General features: G+C 36.7%; 15 protein-coding genes. 10 read left to right on the top strand and 5 right to left on the bottom strand.

Annotated elements, in window-relative coordinates:
* The first annotated feature begins 29 nt into the window (after nucleotides 1-29).
* From ribD to U859_RS0118230, 4 genes are all read left to right on the top strand, one after another.
* The gene (gene ribD, locus U859_RS0118245) at nucleotides 30-1,085 is read left to right on the top strand and encodes a bifunctional diaminohydroxyphosphoribosylaminopyrimidine deaminase/5-amino-6-(5-phosphoribosylamino)uracil reductase RibD (RefSeq protein WP_025144768.1); all 1,056 of its coding nucleotides are present in this window, start codon (nucleotides 30-32) and stop codon (nucleotides 1,083-1,085) included.
* Complete coding sequence (locus U859_RS0118240; protein WP_025144767.1) at nucleotides 1,082-1,948, top strand: DMT family transporter; 867 nt, start codon at nucleotides 1,082-1,084, stop codon at nucleotides 1,946-1,948. The genes ribD and U859_RS0118240 overlap by 4 nt, the downstream gene beginning before the upstream one ends.
* The gene (locus U859_RS0118235; RefSeq protein WP_025144766.1) at nucleotides 1,935-2,549 is read left to right on the top strand and encodes an IMPACT family protein; all 615 of its coding nucleotides are present in this window, start codon (nucleotides 1,935-1,937) and stop codon (nucleotides 2,547-2,549) included. The genes U859_RS0118240 and U859_RS0118235 overlap by 14 nt, the downstream gene beginning before the upstream one ends.
* 157 nt (nucleotides 2,550-2,706) lie before the next feature.
* Nucleotides 2,707-3,567 carry a nucleoside phosphorylase gene (locus U859_RS0118230; protein ID WP_025144765.1) on the top strand — a complete coding sequence of 287 codons (861 nt, stop codon included), beginning with the start codon at nucleotides 2,707-2,709 and terminating at the stop codon, nucleotides 3,565-3,567.
* 208 nt (nucleotides 3,568-3,775) lie between these two features.
* On the opposite strand, the gene U859_RS0118225 is transcribed toward U859_RS0118230, so the two are convergent.
* A complete protein-coding gene (locus U859_RS0118225; RefSeq protein ID WP_025144764.1) occupies nucleotides 3,776-4,171 on the bottom strand; it encodes a DUF1398 domain-containing protein in 396 nt (131 codons plus the stop codon).
* A gap of 3 nt (nucleotides 4,172-4,174) precedes the next feature.
* Nucleotides 4,175-5,224 (bottom strand): aldose epimerase family protein, encoded by a 1,050-nt coding sequence (locus U859_RS0118220; protein ID WP_025144763.1) that lies wholly within the window; start codon nucleotides 5,222-5,224, stop codon nucleotides 4,175-4,177.
* 76 nt (nucleotides 5,225-5,300) lie between these two features.
* On the opposite strand from U859_RS0118220, the gene U859_RS0118215 reads away from it, so the two are divergent.
* From U859_RS0118215 to U859_RS0118200, 4 genes are all read left to right on the top strand, one after another.
* Nucleotides 5,301-6,452, top strand: coding sequence for a galactokinase (locus tag U859_RS0118215; RefSeq protein WP_025144762.1), 1,152 nt, complete (start codon nucleotides 5,301-5,303; stop codon nucleotides 6,450-6,452).
* A gap of 94 nt (nucleotides 6,453-6,546) precedes the next feature.
* Nucleotides 6,547-7,077: an RNA methyltransferase gene (locus tag U859_RS0118210; RefSeq protein WP_025144761.1), complete on the top strand. Its 531-nt coding sequence runs from the start codon at nucleotides 6,547-6,549 to the stop codon at nucleotides 7,075-7,077.
* 122 nt (nucleotides 7,078-7,199) lie between these two features.
* Entirely contained in the window at nucleotides 7,200-7,862 is a 663-nt protein-coding gene (locus U859_RS0118205; RefSeq protein WP_025144760.1) for a YdeI/OmpD-associated family protein, read from the top strand.
* A gap of 236 nt (nucleotides 7,863-8,098) precedes the next feature.
* On the top strand, nucleotides 8,099-9,382 hold the full coding sequence (locus tag U859_RS0118200) for an OmpA family protein (protein WP_025144759.1): 1,284 nt from the start codon (nucleotides 8,099-8,101) through the stop codon (nucleotides 9,380-9,382).
* A gap of 262 nt (nucleotides 9,383-9,644) precedes the next feature.
* Here U859_RS0118200 and U859_RS0118195 read toward each other — a convergent pair whose 3' ends face one another.
* Nucleotides 9,645-10,943, bottom strand: a complete 1,299-nt coding sequence (locus U859_RS0118195) for a DEAD/DEAH box helicase (protein ID WP_025144758.1) — start codon at nucleotides 10,941-10,943, stop codon at nucleotides 9,645-9,647.
* A 327-nt stretch (nucleotides 10,944-11,270) separates the two neighbouring features.
* Between U859_RS0118195 and U859_RS32030 the strand changes: the two genes are divergently transcribed.
* Nucleotides 11,271-11,432, top strand: a complete 162-nt coding sequence (locus tag U859_RS32030; RefSeq protein ID WP_162799985.1) for a hypothetical protein — start codon at nucleotides 11,271-11,273, stop codon at nucleotides 11,430-11,432.
* A 927-nt stretch (nucleotides 11,433-12,359) separates the two neighbouring features.
* Nucleotides 12,360-13,385 (top strand): LD-carboxypeptidase, encoded by a 1,026-nt coding sequence (locus U859_RS0118185; protein WP_025144757.1) that lies wholly within the window; start codon nucleotides 12,360-12,362, stop codon nucleotides 13,383-13,385.
* 92 nt (nucleotides 13,386-13,477) lie between these two features.
* Here the strand turns inward: U859_RS0118185 and U859_RS0118180 are convergent, their stop codons facing one another.
* Nucleotides 13,478-14,131 (bottom strand): PepSY-associated TM helix domain-containing protein, encoded by a 654-nt coding sequence (locus U859_RS0118180; RefSeq protein WP_037505598.1) that lies wholly within the window; start codon nucleotides 14,129-14,131, stop codon nucleotides 13,478-13,480.
* A 1-nt stretch (nucleotide 14,132) separates the two neighbouring features.
* The gene (locus tag U859_RS0118175; protein WP_025144755.1) at nucleotides 14,133-15,656 is read right to left on the bottom strand and encodes a DUF2271 domain-containing protein; all 1,524 of its coding nucleotides are present in this window, start codon (nucleotides 15,654-15,656) and stop codon (nucleotides 14,133-14,135) included.
* Nucleotides 15,657-15,807 lie beyond the last annotated feature (151 nt).

Below are 15,807 nucleotides of genomic sequence, written 5' to 3'. Positions count from 1 at the left end.
ATGACTCTTTTTTTACTACTTTTGCCCTAATGAGCGATGAATTCTTTATAAAACGCTGTTTGGAACTAGCCGCCTTAGGTATGGGCAACGTAAGTCCGAACCCAATGGTAGGCTGTGTAATCGTACTGAATGATAAAATTATTGGCGAAGGTTATCACCAGCAATACGGAAAAGCACATGCAGAACCAAACGCAATAAAAGCGGTATTCGATCAGTATGGAGACGAAGCTGAAAACCTACTCAAGCAGGCCACTGCTTATGTTAGTCTTGAGCCTTGTGCACATTTCGGCAAAACTCCTCCATGTGCAGATCTTTTTGTAAAACACCAGATCAAAAAAGTGGTGATCGGTAATAGAGATCCTTTTTCTAGCGTTGATGGCAAAGGCATCGAAAAACTTAAAAATGCTGGTATTAAAGTTATAAGCGGCATTTTAGATGAAGAATGCCGTTACCTTAACAGAAGATTTTTCACTAGGATACAACAGCAAAGGCCTTACATCATTTTAAAATGGGCAGAAACAGCCAATGGTTATTTTGCAACAAAAGATGGTCATCAAAAGTGGATCAGCGGCGCTTTGGCCAAACGATTGGCGCATCAGTGGCGTACTGAAGAAGATGCCATCTTGATTGGCAAACAGACCGCCATAATGGACAATCCACAGTTAACGTCACGAGAATGGCCAGGCAAAAACCCCATCCGCTTGGTGATTGATAAACACCTCCAGGTTCCGCAATCCAATCATATCTTTAATAATGAAGCGAAAACCATCATTTTCAATGAGGTTAAAACGGATGTTGCAGATCATATCCATTACATCCAAATGGAAGACATGCATTTTTACCTGGCGCAAAAGATTGCTTTCCAGCTTTATTTAATGGATATACAATCGGTAATTATCGAAGGTGGAGCGAATATATTAAATCAGTTTTTATCTGCTAATCTTTGGGATGAAGCCCGTATCTTCACCTCATCAAACAGCTGGACGGATGGCGTTCCTTCACCCACCATAAATGGAAACCTGAAGGAACATATCCAGGTTGAAAATGATAAACTCTCTATCTATATAAACGACATAAATAAATGATTTACATTATCTTAAGCATCTGCTGTAGTGTTACAGTTGCTATTTTATTAAAGCTTGCCAAACGGTACCAGATCAGCATCATCCAGGCCGTTACCGTAAATTACCTCGCTGCATTAACTTTATGTTTTCTTTTCTTTAAACCAGAAATAAAACTGGTTATCCATAGTGCCCCATGGCCAATCTACATCGCTTTGGCGGTACTATTGCCGTCAATATTCTTATTTCTGGCCGCATCTGTTAAAAATCTGGGGATTGTTAAAACAGATATAGCACAACGTTTGTCACTGTTTATTCCCATACTGGCAGCATATTTTATTTTTAAAGAAGATTTTAACGATTATAAAATCATTGGTTTAGCAATCGGTTTTGTAGCCATTATCTTAACCTTTCTTCGTAAATCAGATCAAAAAGAGGGCAAAGGGAATTTATTATATCCTATAATGGTTTTTGTTGGCTTCGGCGTAATCGATGTACTTTTCAAACAGATTGCCCTGTACAAAGAACTTCCTTACACCACCTCACTTTTTACCGTTTTCTGCCTTTCGTTCATTGTATCGCTGCTAATTGTAATCACTATGGTCATTTCAGGCAAAATAAAATTACAATTGGTTAATGTTGTTTGCGGACTAATTTTAGGTCTCTTTAATTTCGGGAACATACTCTTCTACATGAAAGCACATAAGGCACTGGCAGAAAATCCATCTACGGTATTTGCCGCTATGAATTTAGGCGTTATTATTGTTGGAACCCTGATAGGCGTAATTGCTTTTAAAGAAAAGTTAAGTAAACTCAATTATGCAGGAATAGTTTTGGCTATCGCAGCTGTTATCTTTATAACCCTATCGCAAAATGCTGTTCGATGATTCGTATAAAACCATCGAAAATGCTTCAGAAGGTATATTTCGTGATAAAGGCAGCAAATTTATCGCTTATGCCTACCCAATCCGCAGTGAAGAAGAAGTAAAGCCAATTATTATGAACCTGCGGGTTGCAAATGCAAAGGCCAATCATTTCTGTTATGCATATCGTTTAACGCCTAATCGTTCTGTTTTTAGGGTAAATGATGATGGTGAACCTTCTGGTACCGCAGGCAGGCCAATCCTGAACTGCTTATTATCAGAAGACATTACCAATATATTAATTGTAGTTGTACGGTATTTTGGGGGCACTTTATTGGGCGTTCCAGGTTTAATTAACGCCTACAAAAACGCTAGTATAGAAGCCATTAACGCTTCAAAAATTATTAGCAAAACGGTTAATGATGTGTATGAAGCCCATTTCGAATACCTGCAGATGAATGATGTAATGAAATTGAGCAAAGAGGAAAATTTACAGATTTTAGCACAGGAGTTTGACATCAATTGTATCTTAAAATTTGAGGTAAGAAAATCGCAACTCAACCAGGTTTTAAGTAAATTTGATAAAATTGAAGATGTTAAACTAAAATATCTCCACACCATTTAATAACTACAGATGCAGGTCTGCGTTGATCAGTGAAATCTGCGGGAACAAAAAAATGTAAAAAGGGACTAGAACTTATTTTAATAACCACAGATAAAAAGGATCAACACAGATAAATCTGTTTTTACGAGCGAGATCTGCAGGCAAAAACAAACCAAATATGAAAATATCCGAAAGCGACTTAATCATCAATCCTGATGGCAGCATATACCACTTAAATCTTCTGCCCGGAGATATTGCCGATACCGTAATTACTGTTGGAGATCCGGACCGCGTTGGCGAAGTGAGCAAGTATTTCGACCAGATAGAATTTAAAAAAGGTAAACGGGAATTTATAACCCATACCGGTTATATAGGTAAAAAAAGGGTTACTGTACTTTCAACGGGTATTGGTACAGATAACATTGATATCGTTTTTAATGAACTGGACGCACTGGTAAACGTCGATTTCGAAACCCGTGAAATTAAGAAAGAGCTTACCTCACTAAATATTATCCGGGTAGGCACATCAGGAGCTGTACAACCTGATATCCCGATGGGCACTATCTTAGCCTCTTCTCATGGCTTAGGAATGGATGCTTTAATGAATTATTACCTGCAGCAACTATCTGGCGATGAGCAACTTTTAATGGATGACATCAAGATACATTTTGGTCATTTAAAAAACATCAACCCCTACTTAACCGCTGCAGATGAAAGTTTGTTAAATACTATTGGCAAGGACATGGTTCATGGCATTACTGTTACAGCCCCAGGTTTTTACGCTCCACAAGGCAGAATAGTAAGGGCAAAAAATGCAGTTCCTGATTTTATCGGACTTATTAATAGTTTTCAGAGCAACCGGTACCGCATTACCAATTTAGAAATGGAAACAGCAGGGATTTACGCTTTAGCTAAAGTTTTGGGACATAAAGCACTTTCAGTAAATGCTATTTTGGCCAGTCGTGTAAAATTCGAATTCAGTAATGAGCCTAACAAAATTGTAGAACAAGCCATTAAAACGGTTCTGGAAAGGATTTAATTAAGGCGGATTAATCACCAATATAACCTCAGATGTACTAAGATCTCTTAGGTGATAAAAAACAACTGATCGCTATATTTATAAAACGCTAAAATAAACAATCAGAAGAGTCACCAATAAAAATGGAAAAGTCAGATGGTAACATCTGACTCCACTAAAATAGCTCATTATAGCATAGTAAGAGGGCCCGAAATTTCGGGCCTTTTTACTATGCTATTCGTATCTTCTCTTTTACCAGTTCATTTCCTTCTGTATCCAGATAAGTGCAGGTCATTTCTTCCAGATCGGTTACCCATTTCTCCACTCCCGCATCTGCAGCCTGTTTACAAAAAGTAATATAATCTGTTTCACCTTGTTGATGAACTTTTAAAGCATGCTCCAACTTTCCGGCAGAAGATTCTTCATTGATAATTAAAGCTGGATATTCATCAGGACTCACCTGTTGCGCATTATCTTCGTCATCAAAATAGATAGATAAACCATTGCTTACATAAACATCGTTCCGCTTAACACCCAATTCCTTAATTTCTTTTATAAACTGCGGGAAATCTGCACCAGTTTTAATTTTTGATTCTGCTGCCCGGATGTTTTCGATGGTGAACATAATTTATTTATTTAATGAAACTTTATAAATGGTGGTTTGCGTATACAAATCTTCTGGTCTTAATATGGTACTTGGAAATTCAGGGATGTTTATTGCATTGGGGTGATGCTGTGTTTCTACACAAAAAGCACCATAGCTGCCGTAATCCCTTCCGCCCTTACCATTTTTAACATCCAGATACTTTGAGGTATAAAGATGTGCTACAGGTTCTGTTGTATATACGCTTAAAACTAAACCACTTTCTTCTTCAATTGTTTTAGTTGCCAGCGATAAATCACCGTAGATTTTATCCAGAACATAAGTTTGATCGTAGCCCTCTTCCTCATCCCAATCCTGCCCTATCGCTTTAGATGTTGTAAAATCCATGTTTGTGCCTTCAACAGGGATTAATTTACCCGTAACCGAATAATTACTGTCCTGTTCAAGGTAATTTGACGCGAAAATCTGCTGTTTATGGTTTTTAATATTTCCACCATTTGGTGCCAGGTTAAAATAACCATGGTGTGTTAAATTAATTGCAGTAGCCTGATCAGTTTCTGCTTCATAACTTAAAATCAGCTCATCATTTTCAGTAAGTTCGAAAGTAAGATCAATAATCAGATTGCCAGGGAAATTCTCTTCACCATCCACACTTTCGTATTGTAAGGTAACAGATGACTGTTTTCCTTCGCCTACTTCAATAACATCCCAAACTTTTTTGTCAAAACCTTCTATACCACCATGTAAAGTGTCGGTACCTGCATTTTGTGCCAGTTGATAATCTTCTCCATCAATAGTGAAGCGGCCATTTTTAATGCGGTTGGCATAACGCCCTACAATAGCACCTAAATATGGGTAATGAGTTAAGTAATCTGGATTAAGATATTCGTCGAAAATTTCGAAACCCAGTACAATATCCTGCATCTCGCCTTTGGCGTTTTTAACGATGAATTTATTAATAATCGCACCATAATTAAATATTTTAACATAAGTGCCTTTACTATTGGTTAGTTCGATTGCGATAACTTCTTCGCCATCAATAATTTTTCCGGTAGGTATTTGCTGAACGCTCATAAATTGTAACTTAGGGCTTTTGTTTCCTAAACAAACATACTATTATTAATGCTTTTAATAAATATATTTTAGCCAAATGAACATTAACCTTGAGGAAAAATTTGCCGAGCAATACGATAAAAAGTCCGACGCTATATATTTTACACCTGGCCGTGTTAACCTCATTGGCGAACATATAGATTATAACGGCGGTTTAGTAATGCCCTGTGCTATAACCCTTGGAACCTGGTTGGCCATTGCCCCGAATAACGATCACAAATTTAGGTTTAAGAGCCTGAATTTCGAAATTGAAACCACTGTTGAAAGTAATATTCTAAATGAAAAAGACGGTAGTAATTGGGCAAATTACCCTATAGGTGTAATTAATGAAATGATCAGAGATGGGAAAGAAATTACCGGACTGGATTTCTTGTTTTATGGAAATATACCTATTGGATCGGGACTTTCTTCCTCAGCATCAATTGAGATTGCTACGGCTTATGCCTTAAACGATTATTTTAACCTGGGTTACGACCGATTGGAACTTGTTAAGATGGCTAAACGGGTGGAAAATGATTTTATTGGCCTTAACTCAGGCATAATGGATCAGTTTGCTGTTGCTTTTGGCGAAAAAAATAAAGCAATTGTTTTGGATTGCGAGACTTTAAAATATAAATTGGTTGATGTTGACCTCGGCAACTATGTTTTGGCAATCATTAACACCAATAAACCGCGCGAACTGGCCGATTCTAAGTACAATGAGCGTGTTGCAGAATGTCAAACAGCTTTAAAGTTATTGAATGAAGAAATTACACTTCACTACCTTTGCGAACTTAATGCCGAGAAATTTGCACTGCATAGTCATGTAATTACCGATGAAACCATATTAAACCGGGCTACTCACGTGGTAAAAGAAAACGACCGGGTACATTTGGCTGCAAAAGCTTTAAACAGTGGTAACCTTGAAGAATTTGGCCGCTTGATGTACGCTTCGCACCAATCTCTAAGAAACTTGTACGAAGTAAGTGGAAAAGAACTGGATGCTGTGGTAGATTTTTGCACAGATTATGAGCATGTAATTGGTGCCCGAATGACGGGTGCAGGGTTTGGCGGATGTGCCATCGCTTTATTGGAAAAAGGTTACGAAGAAGATTTTGCAAAGTATTTAACAGATTATTATGTAGCTAAAATTGGTTATCATGCAGCCATTTATATCAGCGAAATTGGTAGTGGCCCAACTAAGCTATAAAAATATTAACCACAGATGAACATCGATAAATACAGTTCAGAAATTATATCCAATTGGTGTAATCCTTCCATCTGTGAAATCATTCTAAAAAATAATGAGAAAATTAAAATTAGACGAGTTAAACCGTCCGGATATTGAAGCGTTTAAGGCACAGGAAAAGTTGCCTGTTGTAGTGGTTTTGGATAATGTGCGTAGTATGCACAATGTAGGTTCCATATTCCGTACTGCTGATGGCTTTGCCTTAGAAAAAGTGATTCTTTGTGGCATTACTGCACAGCCACCACACCGTGAAATTGAAAAAACAGCCTTAGGTGCCACCCAATCTGTAGATTGGATTCACTATACAGATACTTTGCAGGCTGTTGATGCACTAAGTGCTTTAGGTTATGAAATTATTGCTATTGAGCAGGCTGAAAATAGCACAATGTTAAATACCTTTCAACCCGATCCAAATAAAAAATATGCACTGATTTTCGGAAATGAAGTTGATGGCGTGAGTGATGAAGTAATGGCAAAAATTGATGAGTGTATCGAAATCCCACAATTCGGAACAAAACATTCGTTTAATATCGTAATTTCTGCCGGGATTGTATTCTGGGATTTCTTTGCTAAATTAAGATTGTAATCATCTATTTTTCACCACAAAGAGCAAGGAGAAAAAACACAACGGACACAGCGTCGATAGAAATAAAAATCTGAAAAATTATTCAGTGTTTCCATGCCTCCGTGCTTCTTTAAACTTCAGAAATGGAAAATTTGTTATTAAAAAAACTTCAGGTAAAATCAGGCTATATAGTTAAGGTAATTGATGCGCCTGAATATGCAGCAGCTATATTTGGTAACATTCCATTTGATATTGCCTTTAAATACGATGAAGAAGCAGATTTTAACGCATTAATTACCTTTACTGTAAATAAAGATCAGCTTCACCAACAGATTAAAAACAATCTGAAGCATATTAATGCTAAAACCATTTTCTGGGTAATTTATCCCAAAAAATCCTCAAAAATCAAATCCGATCTTGATCTGATGAAGAGTTGGGAAGAACTGAATACTTTTGGCTTAACACCTTGCGCCTCTGTAGCTGTTAATGAAACATGGACTGCCTTACGCCTAAAACTCATCGACGAAGTAAAACCATCAGGAATGAGAAACGACCATATAAAAACTAACCCATATGGTGAATATATAGATCCGGTAAATAAAATCGTTAAACTTCCTGATGATTTACAAGCAATTTTGATTGATCATCCCCAGGCTTTAGCCTATTTTAACCAGCTTGCCTATAGCCATCGGAAAGAATATGTACTCTGGGTACTTTCAGCAAAGCAAGAAAAAACACGTATTAACAGAATCGAAAAAACGTTGGATATGCTGTTAAACGATAAAAAAAATCCTTCAGACAAATAGAATTTCAACTATTAAAAAATGATCCCAAAACCTGTTTTGTATAGAAAACTATACAAAAACTCCTTCAATCTATATCGTTAAGTAACTTTTTTGTGAAATAAATTTAACATGCTAATCTTCTGATAACATGCTATTTGCATAAAAAATATAGTATTTGGCAAGATTTTTTCTTAGTCCATGCAAAACAGTACGATAAAAAAACTGTTAAGACACTAATATTTAAAAAATAGAAGAACATGAATACGAGAATTACAAAATCAACAATGTTGGTTGCACTATTAGGTTTATCATCACAATTGTTTGCCCAGGAGACACCAACTACAACAAGTACCACAACAGGTACAAGATTTGGAGAAAAATCTTTCCGTACCTGGAGTGTAGGTGTACATGGCGGAATTTTATCTCCTAATACTATCTTCGGATCAGGAAGTGTTAGAGCAAAAGAATTTAAAAGTATCGGTTACGGTGCAAATGTTAGAAAACAGATTTTACCATCATTAGGTTTACAAGCAGATTTCTTAAGAGGAAACATTAAATCTACGAATGGAACTACCGATTTTCAACAAAGCGTTGAATGGTCTGGAGCATTAACAGCTGTTTTTAACGTTGCCAATATCAACATTAACAACGAAAACGCAGTTTTAATTCCATACTTAAAAGGTGGTGCGGGTTACATGTCGTCTGACTACAGCACAAGTGGTGCAATTGTAAGCGAAAGTAAAGGCAGAGAAGGTTGGTTTATCCCGGTTGGTGCAGGTGTTAAATTAGGTGTTGCAAAAGGAATCAACATTGATTTAGGTTATGATGTTAATTTCATCAAATCTCCTGAATCTTTACCAAAAAGCAGATTTGCTTATGCTCACGCAGGTTTAGAATTTGCTTTGGGTAGTGCAGACAAACCTCAGTTGCAAAATTATAGCGCATTAGCTAACTTACGTAAACAAAGTGCTGAAGAAAGTTCTGAATTAAGAAGAGCGCTATCAACTGCTGAGCAAAATGCACAACGTGATAGAGAGCAATATGCTAAAGATCTTGGTGATGACGATAACGATGGTGTAGCAAACAAATTTGACAAATGTCCAGGTACTGCAGCTGGTACTGTTGTTGATGGTTCAGGATGTCCTTTAGCAGCTCCAAAAACGATCATTAAAGAAACTACAGTAATTACTGAAGCAGACCGTAAAGTAGTTAGAGATGCAATTTCTAACTTAGAATTCGATTTAGGTAAATCAACTATCCGTTCTAAATCATTCGCTACTTTAAACCGTGTTGCTGGTTTATTGGTAGAGAAAAACTTTAGCTTGAAATTAGCTGGTCACACTGATAATACTGGTGGCAGAGAGTTAAACTTACGTTTATCTAAAGACAGAGCTGAATCAGTAAAAGCTTACTTAGTTTCTCAAGGTGCAAATGCATCAAGAATTGAAGCTACAGGTTACGGACCTGATCAACCAATTGCAACAAACAAAACTGCAGCTGGTCGTCAACAAAACCGTCGTGTAGAGTTTACTTTATACTAGTCGTAAATAACGATTAAATAAAAAGCTCCTCAGATTAATTTCTGAGGAGCTTTTTTGATATATTGATGAATGATTGCAAACAATAAACGGAACAATATTCGAATTAAGATTTCCGCCTGCGCGGGAATGACGCATGAGGTAGAGTGCTACGATTTTATTGTTTGCGCTCGTTTCCAAACGAGTGCAGAAATAGTGCTACGATTTTATCGTTGTAAACGATAGACTATTCAACGTTAGTTAGAAACGAGCATTAGCCTATTATCTACGACAATCCCTTTTTATTTTTATAAGTCATTTTGGCTTTAGTACCGGCGCTGTAATTATAGTTTTTTAAGTTACTGGCTTTCTTTTCATGAAAAGCAGCACCACGTTCAGCATCTTCATCTTCTTCGGCAGTTTTCTTTTTCTTGGGCTTGGCGCCTGCATCAACCACTTTTAAATCTTCTGGTAATTCCATTACCTCCAGTTTCTGTCCGATGGCCTGTTCAATTTTTTTCACCTCTATCAATTCAATATCGGTAGAGAAAGTAATCGCCACTACATCTTCATCACCATGTTTTACAATGCGCTGAATTAAAGTTTCTTTCTGTTCAGGTAATTCTAAGTGCACGATAAAAGGAATACCTTCGATATTTAGTTCTCCTAAATTCTCATTCGCAACAATTAATACCCGTGCATCCGGATTCTCTTTAAAATCTTCAATGTCATCATAGCCTTTATCATCAAAAAACAATGAACGGTAAATACTGATTTCTCCTTCTTTACTATGATTAAAATTTTTATATACGGTTTGTACGGTTAACCTTGTATTTACGAAAACAACTACTTTATCAAAAACTTCGGTATCGTTTAACAATAAAGTTAACAGATTAAGCTTGGTTCTGAAATTTGGCACCTGATACAACATTTGCTGGTGCACTTCAGCTTGTTTCTCGCCAATTTCGTCTACTTCAATCGTTGAAGCAGAATCTTTCATGAAAGGCGAAATCATAAGATTTAACTTTTCGTGCATTACTTCCGTAAACACCACATGTTGTGATTTATATGCACTATTAGCCAGTTCTACAACCGGCAACTGTAAACCTTTTTTCACAATCAGTTCTGCATTATCAACAATAAACAACTGGATTTTATTGGTATTTAATGCCAGTTTCAGGTATAAAGCACGGGCACGATCGGGTACTGCAACAATAATATCACAACCATCGGTTATCTCGTTCATTTGAGTGTCAACGGCACCACGGCTATCGATTCCCAAAATCCTGAAAGTACTGTTTCGGTTAAGCAGTTTAAACTGTTCCAGCACATAATCTACATGTTCTGCATCGGGCACTAAAATTAAAGCTCTTGGTGCTTCTTCAAAGGCATACTTTAATTTCATTAAAGTTGCTAAAACATAGGTTGTTGTTTTTCCCGAACCCTCCGGCCCCACCGCTATAACATCTTGTCCACCTAAAATACGCGACATGGTTTTGGCCTGGATTTCTTTTGGAGTTAAAAATCCTGCATCAGTCATTGCCGCTACAAGTGGTTTGCTAAGTTTTAATTTATCTAAAGACACAATTACTATTTTAATGATTGAACTGCAAATATCCTTAAAATAATTAGCTTTTCTGAAATTGAATTTAAAGCCACTTAAATGAACACGACTAAATTAAAACGATTATTAAATTTTGCAGTTGATTACTTGTACTAAAAAATTGCATTAATTATAAATCTACGCCCTTATACAGCAATTAAAATAAAAAATAATCTCCTGATAATGAATAAATTATAAGATTATCAAAAATAAATACTACTAAATCCATAGATATTATATACTTATTTCTATATTTGCTCAACATTAATCACAAAGAAAACAATGTCGAACAATTAAAACGCTAAAATTATGTCAATCTATTTTCAATATCCCACTATAGATGAATATCAGGCGCTTACGCTTCCATTAAAAACGGAAGAAGATCAGCAGGGATATTTAAAGAACGAAGATAGTTTAATTAAAGAACAGATTTTAGAACTGAGGGATTATTTGGCATTAAAACAGTTATAAAAACAAGGCCAGTTGACCGATTGGAAGGCTGGGGTTTTAAACCCTTTACAATGGTTCGAATCCATTACTAGGCCGCAAAGTGTATCTCATAGCACTTTACCTGATTCTGCTCAATCAGGTAAGATTTGGTTATCTTATATTTGTTTTGTTGTTAGCAAAGGCTATCCGCGAGGGATAGCCTTTAACTTTTAAAGCATTAATCATTATACTCCATTTTTTTAAATATTTAGAAGCGCAGTTTCAGTGCTTATGGTAAAGGTTTGTTCCTGCTGTATACTGCAATCTTTTTGGACAGTTTTCTAAAATAAAATATAACGGTGCCAAAAAGTATTTCCGTTTCCATCAGGGCTATTTAGCAGATACAGTGATTTAAAATATAATTATCTCATAAAAGTTATTTTATGGCGACCAAGTTATCCTTGAGAGATAGCCCTTAATTTTATATAGTTACTATCATTCTGGGAATTAATTTGTTTTTATAAAATCAATATCAGTAACAGATTTTTATTGTCAAATGGTGGGCTGCATGAGGTCGTCATTGCGAGAAAGGCTTTTTCAGCCGACGAAGCAATGACGACCCATCTATTGGAATCTGTCAATAATGGTACAGCAAAGGATCTCTATTAACAAAATCACCTTTTTCAAACACTGAACAGTCAAATAATTAAGAAACTACCAGACCTGAAATTTTTCTGCATATAACTGACAGATTCCTCTATGCGTTCAAAACAACAAAAACATTTTTTTCTAAAATCTCAAAACATTTTATTTCAAACGTGGTTATCTATATAATTCACATTATACTAATCTTTTACAGATTAATTTGTTTGGTTTAAAAAAGGGATTTATGGATATAAATCCCTTTTCTTTTATGCCAAAATTTTAAATCCTATATTCGCTCCATCAACATTTACATTCCTATTTTAGATGAACCGAAAACACTTCCTTTCTTCATTTATCGCAGCTGCAACTGTATTTCCTGCTTTTAAAACACTGGCAAATACAGTAGAAAATGAAAGTTCATCTTTTAAAATCCCACCCTATTTAAAACCCGGCGATACGATTGGAATAACCAGTCCGGCGGGATACATTACCCTGGAACAGATTCAGCCCTCGGTTTTACAAATGCAAAGCTGGGGTTTTACCATAAAAATTGGCGATACCATTGGCAAACGCGATTTTACTTATGGCGGAACAGACGAAGAAAGGTTAGCAGATTTACAGCGTATGCTTGATGACCCGAATGTAAAAGCCATTATGTGTGCCCGCGGCGGATACGGTCTGGTACGCATTATCGATCAGCTCGACTTCTCTTCCTTCAAAAAAAATCCAAAGTGGATTATCGGTTTTAGCGACATTACGGTTTTACATTGCCATTTGGCTAAAAATTATGGCATAGCCTCCATCCATTCTAAAATGTGCAACAGCTTCCCCGACGACTGGAGCAAAGCAGAGCAGATACAGATTGAAACCATACTGTCTATCAAAAACGCTTTAATTGGTGAGCCAATGGGTTACACTGCCCCTGCCAGTATTAATAACCAGCCCGGCAAAGTTGACGGCATTTTGGTTGGTGGAAACCTGAGCATCATCGAAACCTTAGCGGGAAGCAATTCTGATTTAAATACAAAAGATAAAATACTTTTTATAGAAGATACGGGCGAATACCTTTATAGTATAGACCGGATGCTGTGGAATTTAAAACGCAGCGGAAAACTAAAAAACTTAAAAGGATTAATTGTTGGTGGTTTTAAGGTTAAACCTGATGATGCCGGTGAAGAATTTGGCAAAACCATTTATGAAATCGTTTTAGAAAAAGTAAAGGAATACAACTATCCTATCGCTTTTGATTTCCCCGTGGGGCACCAACGGAATAATTATGCTTTAAAATGCGGTGTAAACCATACGCTAACCGTGAAAGAAACAGGTTCAATACTACAAACAATAGCTTAATTAATAGCCTGTTATTAACCATATAGAAAAATAGATGTCCTAAGGCGATATTTGGGTAGGTTAATTAAGTCACCTGAGAACATCTAAGTTAATTAAGGAACAAATAATTTGTAGATCAAATAACAGATTATTGTTCCAACTGCCGCGATAATAAAGCCGCTTAATCTTTTCTTTTTAATAAAACAGATCAGAATAATACCTGAGATGGATACTAAGGTCATAAGTACGGCAGAAATATCGATAATCCACGACCATGCCTTACCCGAATCCCTTCCTTTGTGTAAATCGTTAATTACGGCCACCGCACCAAACCTGGTGGTGGTTAATTCGTATTTACCTGTTTCGCGGTCGATAAAAGAATCGGCAAGATAACCGGGCCCGTTAAAAGTTAAACTGAGTTCGCGGTCGTCGATTCTAAAATCGCTCAATGCGCCTTTAACCTGGTGTTTGTTCCTGAAAAATTCAACAATTTGTAGCTTATTTATTTTATTGGTATCTGCCTGGTTTACCCATTTTAAATTTACCGAACCAGAATCTTTAGCAACTACTTCTTTACCAGATGTAAACCAATCGGCATGGTTTAAGGTTAAGCCCGATACCGCAAAAAACAGCAATATGGTAAAGCTCACCATTGATAAATAAATATGCAACCAGCGCGATAATCCAGCTAAACGCTTTTTTCCCTTGCCTTTTCCGCTATCCTTTTTTACCGGCTTTTTCCCAAGGCCATTAGGGGCAGCGATCATATTATTTTGCGATTTTTCTGTAGTCAAGGGATGCAGATGCTAATTCTGTATTTGGGGTTAATTCTACTTTTTGTGCGGAGCCTGTAAATTTCATTTCTTTTGAAATAACCTGATAAGTTCCATGTTCGCGGGCCACTTCAATATAAACAGTATATACACCAGCTTTTACTAATTTTCCGCTATCATCTTTTCCATCCCATGATAAGCTGTATTTACCGGGACCTCGGGTAGCCGAACTGGTTGAGCTCAATTTCCCTTCCGCTCCTTTTCTAAATTCATCGCCATTTACGCGGTTCCACGATTTCAAATCAGGCAACCAGCGTGGTTTATTATACCAGATGGCCAGGTTACGTACCGGTGTTTTTGCAGCATCTTCAACCCAAACCGCAACAAAGGGACGGCGAACACGTTTTCCATCGGTTGATTCGATATTGGCTAGTTCTAAATTTACGATCAGTTCGTATTTCGTATTCCAGGGTTTATCTGCTTTATTAACTTTAGCTGACGTAATTGCTGGCTTATCTGAGGCTAATTCATATTTCGCCCAGGTTTTGCTTTTAATTTCTTTACCGTTTTTAGTCACCAATAGGTAGGCAATATCATTTCTATTTGCGGTTATAGCCTCGATTTCTGAAACTGATAATACATTAAAAGAAGTAGCTAAAGCACCTGCTTCACTGGCATCAGCAGCAATAACGGTAGCGCTGATAATTTCTGATGCTGGGTTTCCTGTACGTGGATCTACAATGTGCGAGTACCATTTTCCATTTACATTAAAACCCCTGCGGTAGTTGCCACTGGTTGCCACCGCCATATTGGAAACTTTAACCTTATTCAAAGCTGCTTCATTCTCTGCATCAGCTTTTGGATTGGCAATTTCTATGTTTTCTGATTGGTTTCCTTTAATCACCATGTCGCCGCCAATATTCACCACTACGTTTTCGATACCGGGAGTTTGAATGGCCTGATCAGCAGCTTTATTAATGATATAACTTTTAGCAAAAGAGTTTAAAGCTAACGGCACCTCATCTAAACGGGTAACGGTTTTATTTTTCTCATCCAGTATATAATGTTGTTGTTTAACCAGGTTAACTGCGGTCTCCAACTCATTGGCCGATGGTAAGCGGTTTTCGGCCGAAGCTTTTTTCCAAACATTGCCAATAACCGCTGCAGATGCATCAAGCGCACCGTTGGTTAAATTTTTATAGTGCTCGAACTGTTGCAAAACCTCAAATAATTCTGGTGAAATTTTAGTTGTTTGTTTTCCGTTTTTCATCCATTTGCTAAACTCGCTAGTCGGTTTGTAAGCACTTAAAATATCGTCTAAACGATCTATTTCCTTAAGTGCATGCTCTTCGGCCAGATTGGCATCTGCCTGATTACTTGCTTTGAATTTCAATTCTAAAGAAGTGCCCAACACATTTTCATAGTTGGAGACAAATGTTCTTAAAGCTTTTTTAGGACTCACAAATGCTGATGCAGTGATGACCACTAAAAATACGGCGGCTAAGTGTTTAAATTTCATTTAGGAATTTTTGAGATTTTAATGCAAAGAAAATAGTTTATCTGGAATAATTTTAAATAAGCTGAAATATATTTGAAATAATACAAATATGTTCATCAGCAGCTTATTTGGTTCTGTATTTATTTTTATTGACGCGAATTGAAACAAAGGG

This window comes from Pedobacter jeongneungensis (assembly GCF_000633455.1).
Lineage (GTDB): Bacteria > Bacteroidota > Bacteroidia > Sphingobacteriales > Sphingobacteriaceae > Pedobacter > Pedobacter jeongneungensis_A.
The sequence above is the reverse complement of the archived record's forward strand: the minus strand, read 5'-3'. Positions and strand labels throughout refer to the sequence as shown.

Excerpts from the sequence above, each read along its gene's own strand:
- ribD (WP_025144768.1), top strand. The coding sequence starts at position 30 with ATGAGCGATGAATTCTTTATAAAACGCTGTTTGGAACTAGCCGCCTTA.
- U859_RS0118240 (WP_025144767.1), top strand. The coding sequence starts at position 1,082 with ATGATTTACATTATCTTAAGCATCTGCTGTAGTGTTACAGTTGCTATT.
- U859_RS0118235 (WP_025144766.1), top strand. The coding sequence starts at position 1,935 with ATGCTGTTCGATGATTCGTATAAAACCATCGAAAATGCTTCAGAAGGT.
- U859_RS0118230 (WP_025144765.1), top strand. The coding sequence starts at position 2,707 with ATGAAAATATCCGAAAGCGACTTAATCATCAATCCTGATGGCAGCATA.
- U859_RS0118225 (WP_025144764.1), bottom strand. The coding sequence starts at position 4,171 with ATGTTCACCATCGAAAACATCCGGGCAGCAGAATCAAAAATTAAAACT.
- U859_RS0118220 (WP_025144763.1), bottom strand. The coding sequence starts at position 5,224 with ATGAGCGTTCAGCAAATACCTACCGGAAAAATTATTGATGGCGAAGAA.
- U859_RS0118215 (WP_025144762.1), top strand. The coding sequence starts at position 5,301 with ATGAACATTAACCTTGAGGAAAAATTTGCCGAGCAATACGATAAAAAG.
- U859_RS0118210 (WP_025144761.1), top strand. The coding sequence starts at position 6,547 with ATGAGAAAATTAAAATTAGACGAGTTAAACCGTCCGGATATTGAAGCG.
- U859_RS0118205 (WP_025144760.1), top strand. The coding sequence starts at position 7,200 with ATGGAAAATTTGTTATTAAAAAAACTTCAGGTAAAATCAGGCTATATA.
- U859_RS0118200 (WP_025144759.1), top strand. The coding sequence starts at position 8,099 with ATGAATACGAGAATTACAAAATCAACAATGTTGGTTGCACTATTAGGT.
- U859_RS32030 (WP_162799985.1), top strand. The coding sequence starts at position 11,271 with ATGTCAATCTATTTTCAATATCCCACTATAGATGAATATCAGGCGCTT.
- U859_RS0118185 (WP_025144757.1), top strand. The coding sequence starts at position 12,360 with ATGAACCGAAAACACTTCCTTTCTTCATTTATCGCAGCTGCAACTGTA.
- U859_RS0118180 (WP_037505598.1), bottom strand. The coding sequence starts at position 14,131 with ATGATCGCTGCCCCTAATGGCCTTGGGAAAAAGCCGGTAAAAAAGGAT.
- U859_RS0118175 (WP_025144755.1), bottom strand. The coding sequence starts at position 15,656 with ATGAAATTTAAACACTTAGCCGCCGTATTTTTAGTGGTCATCACTGCA.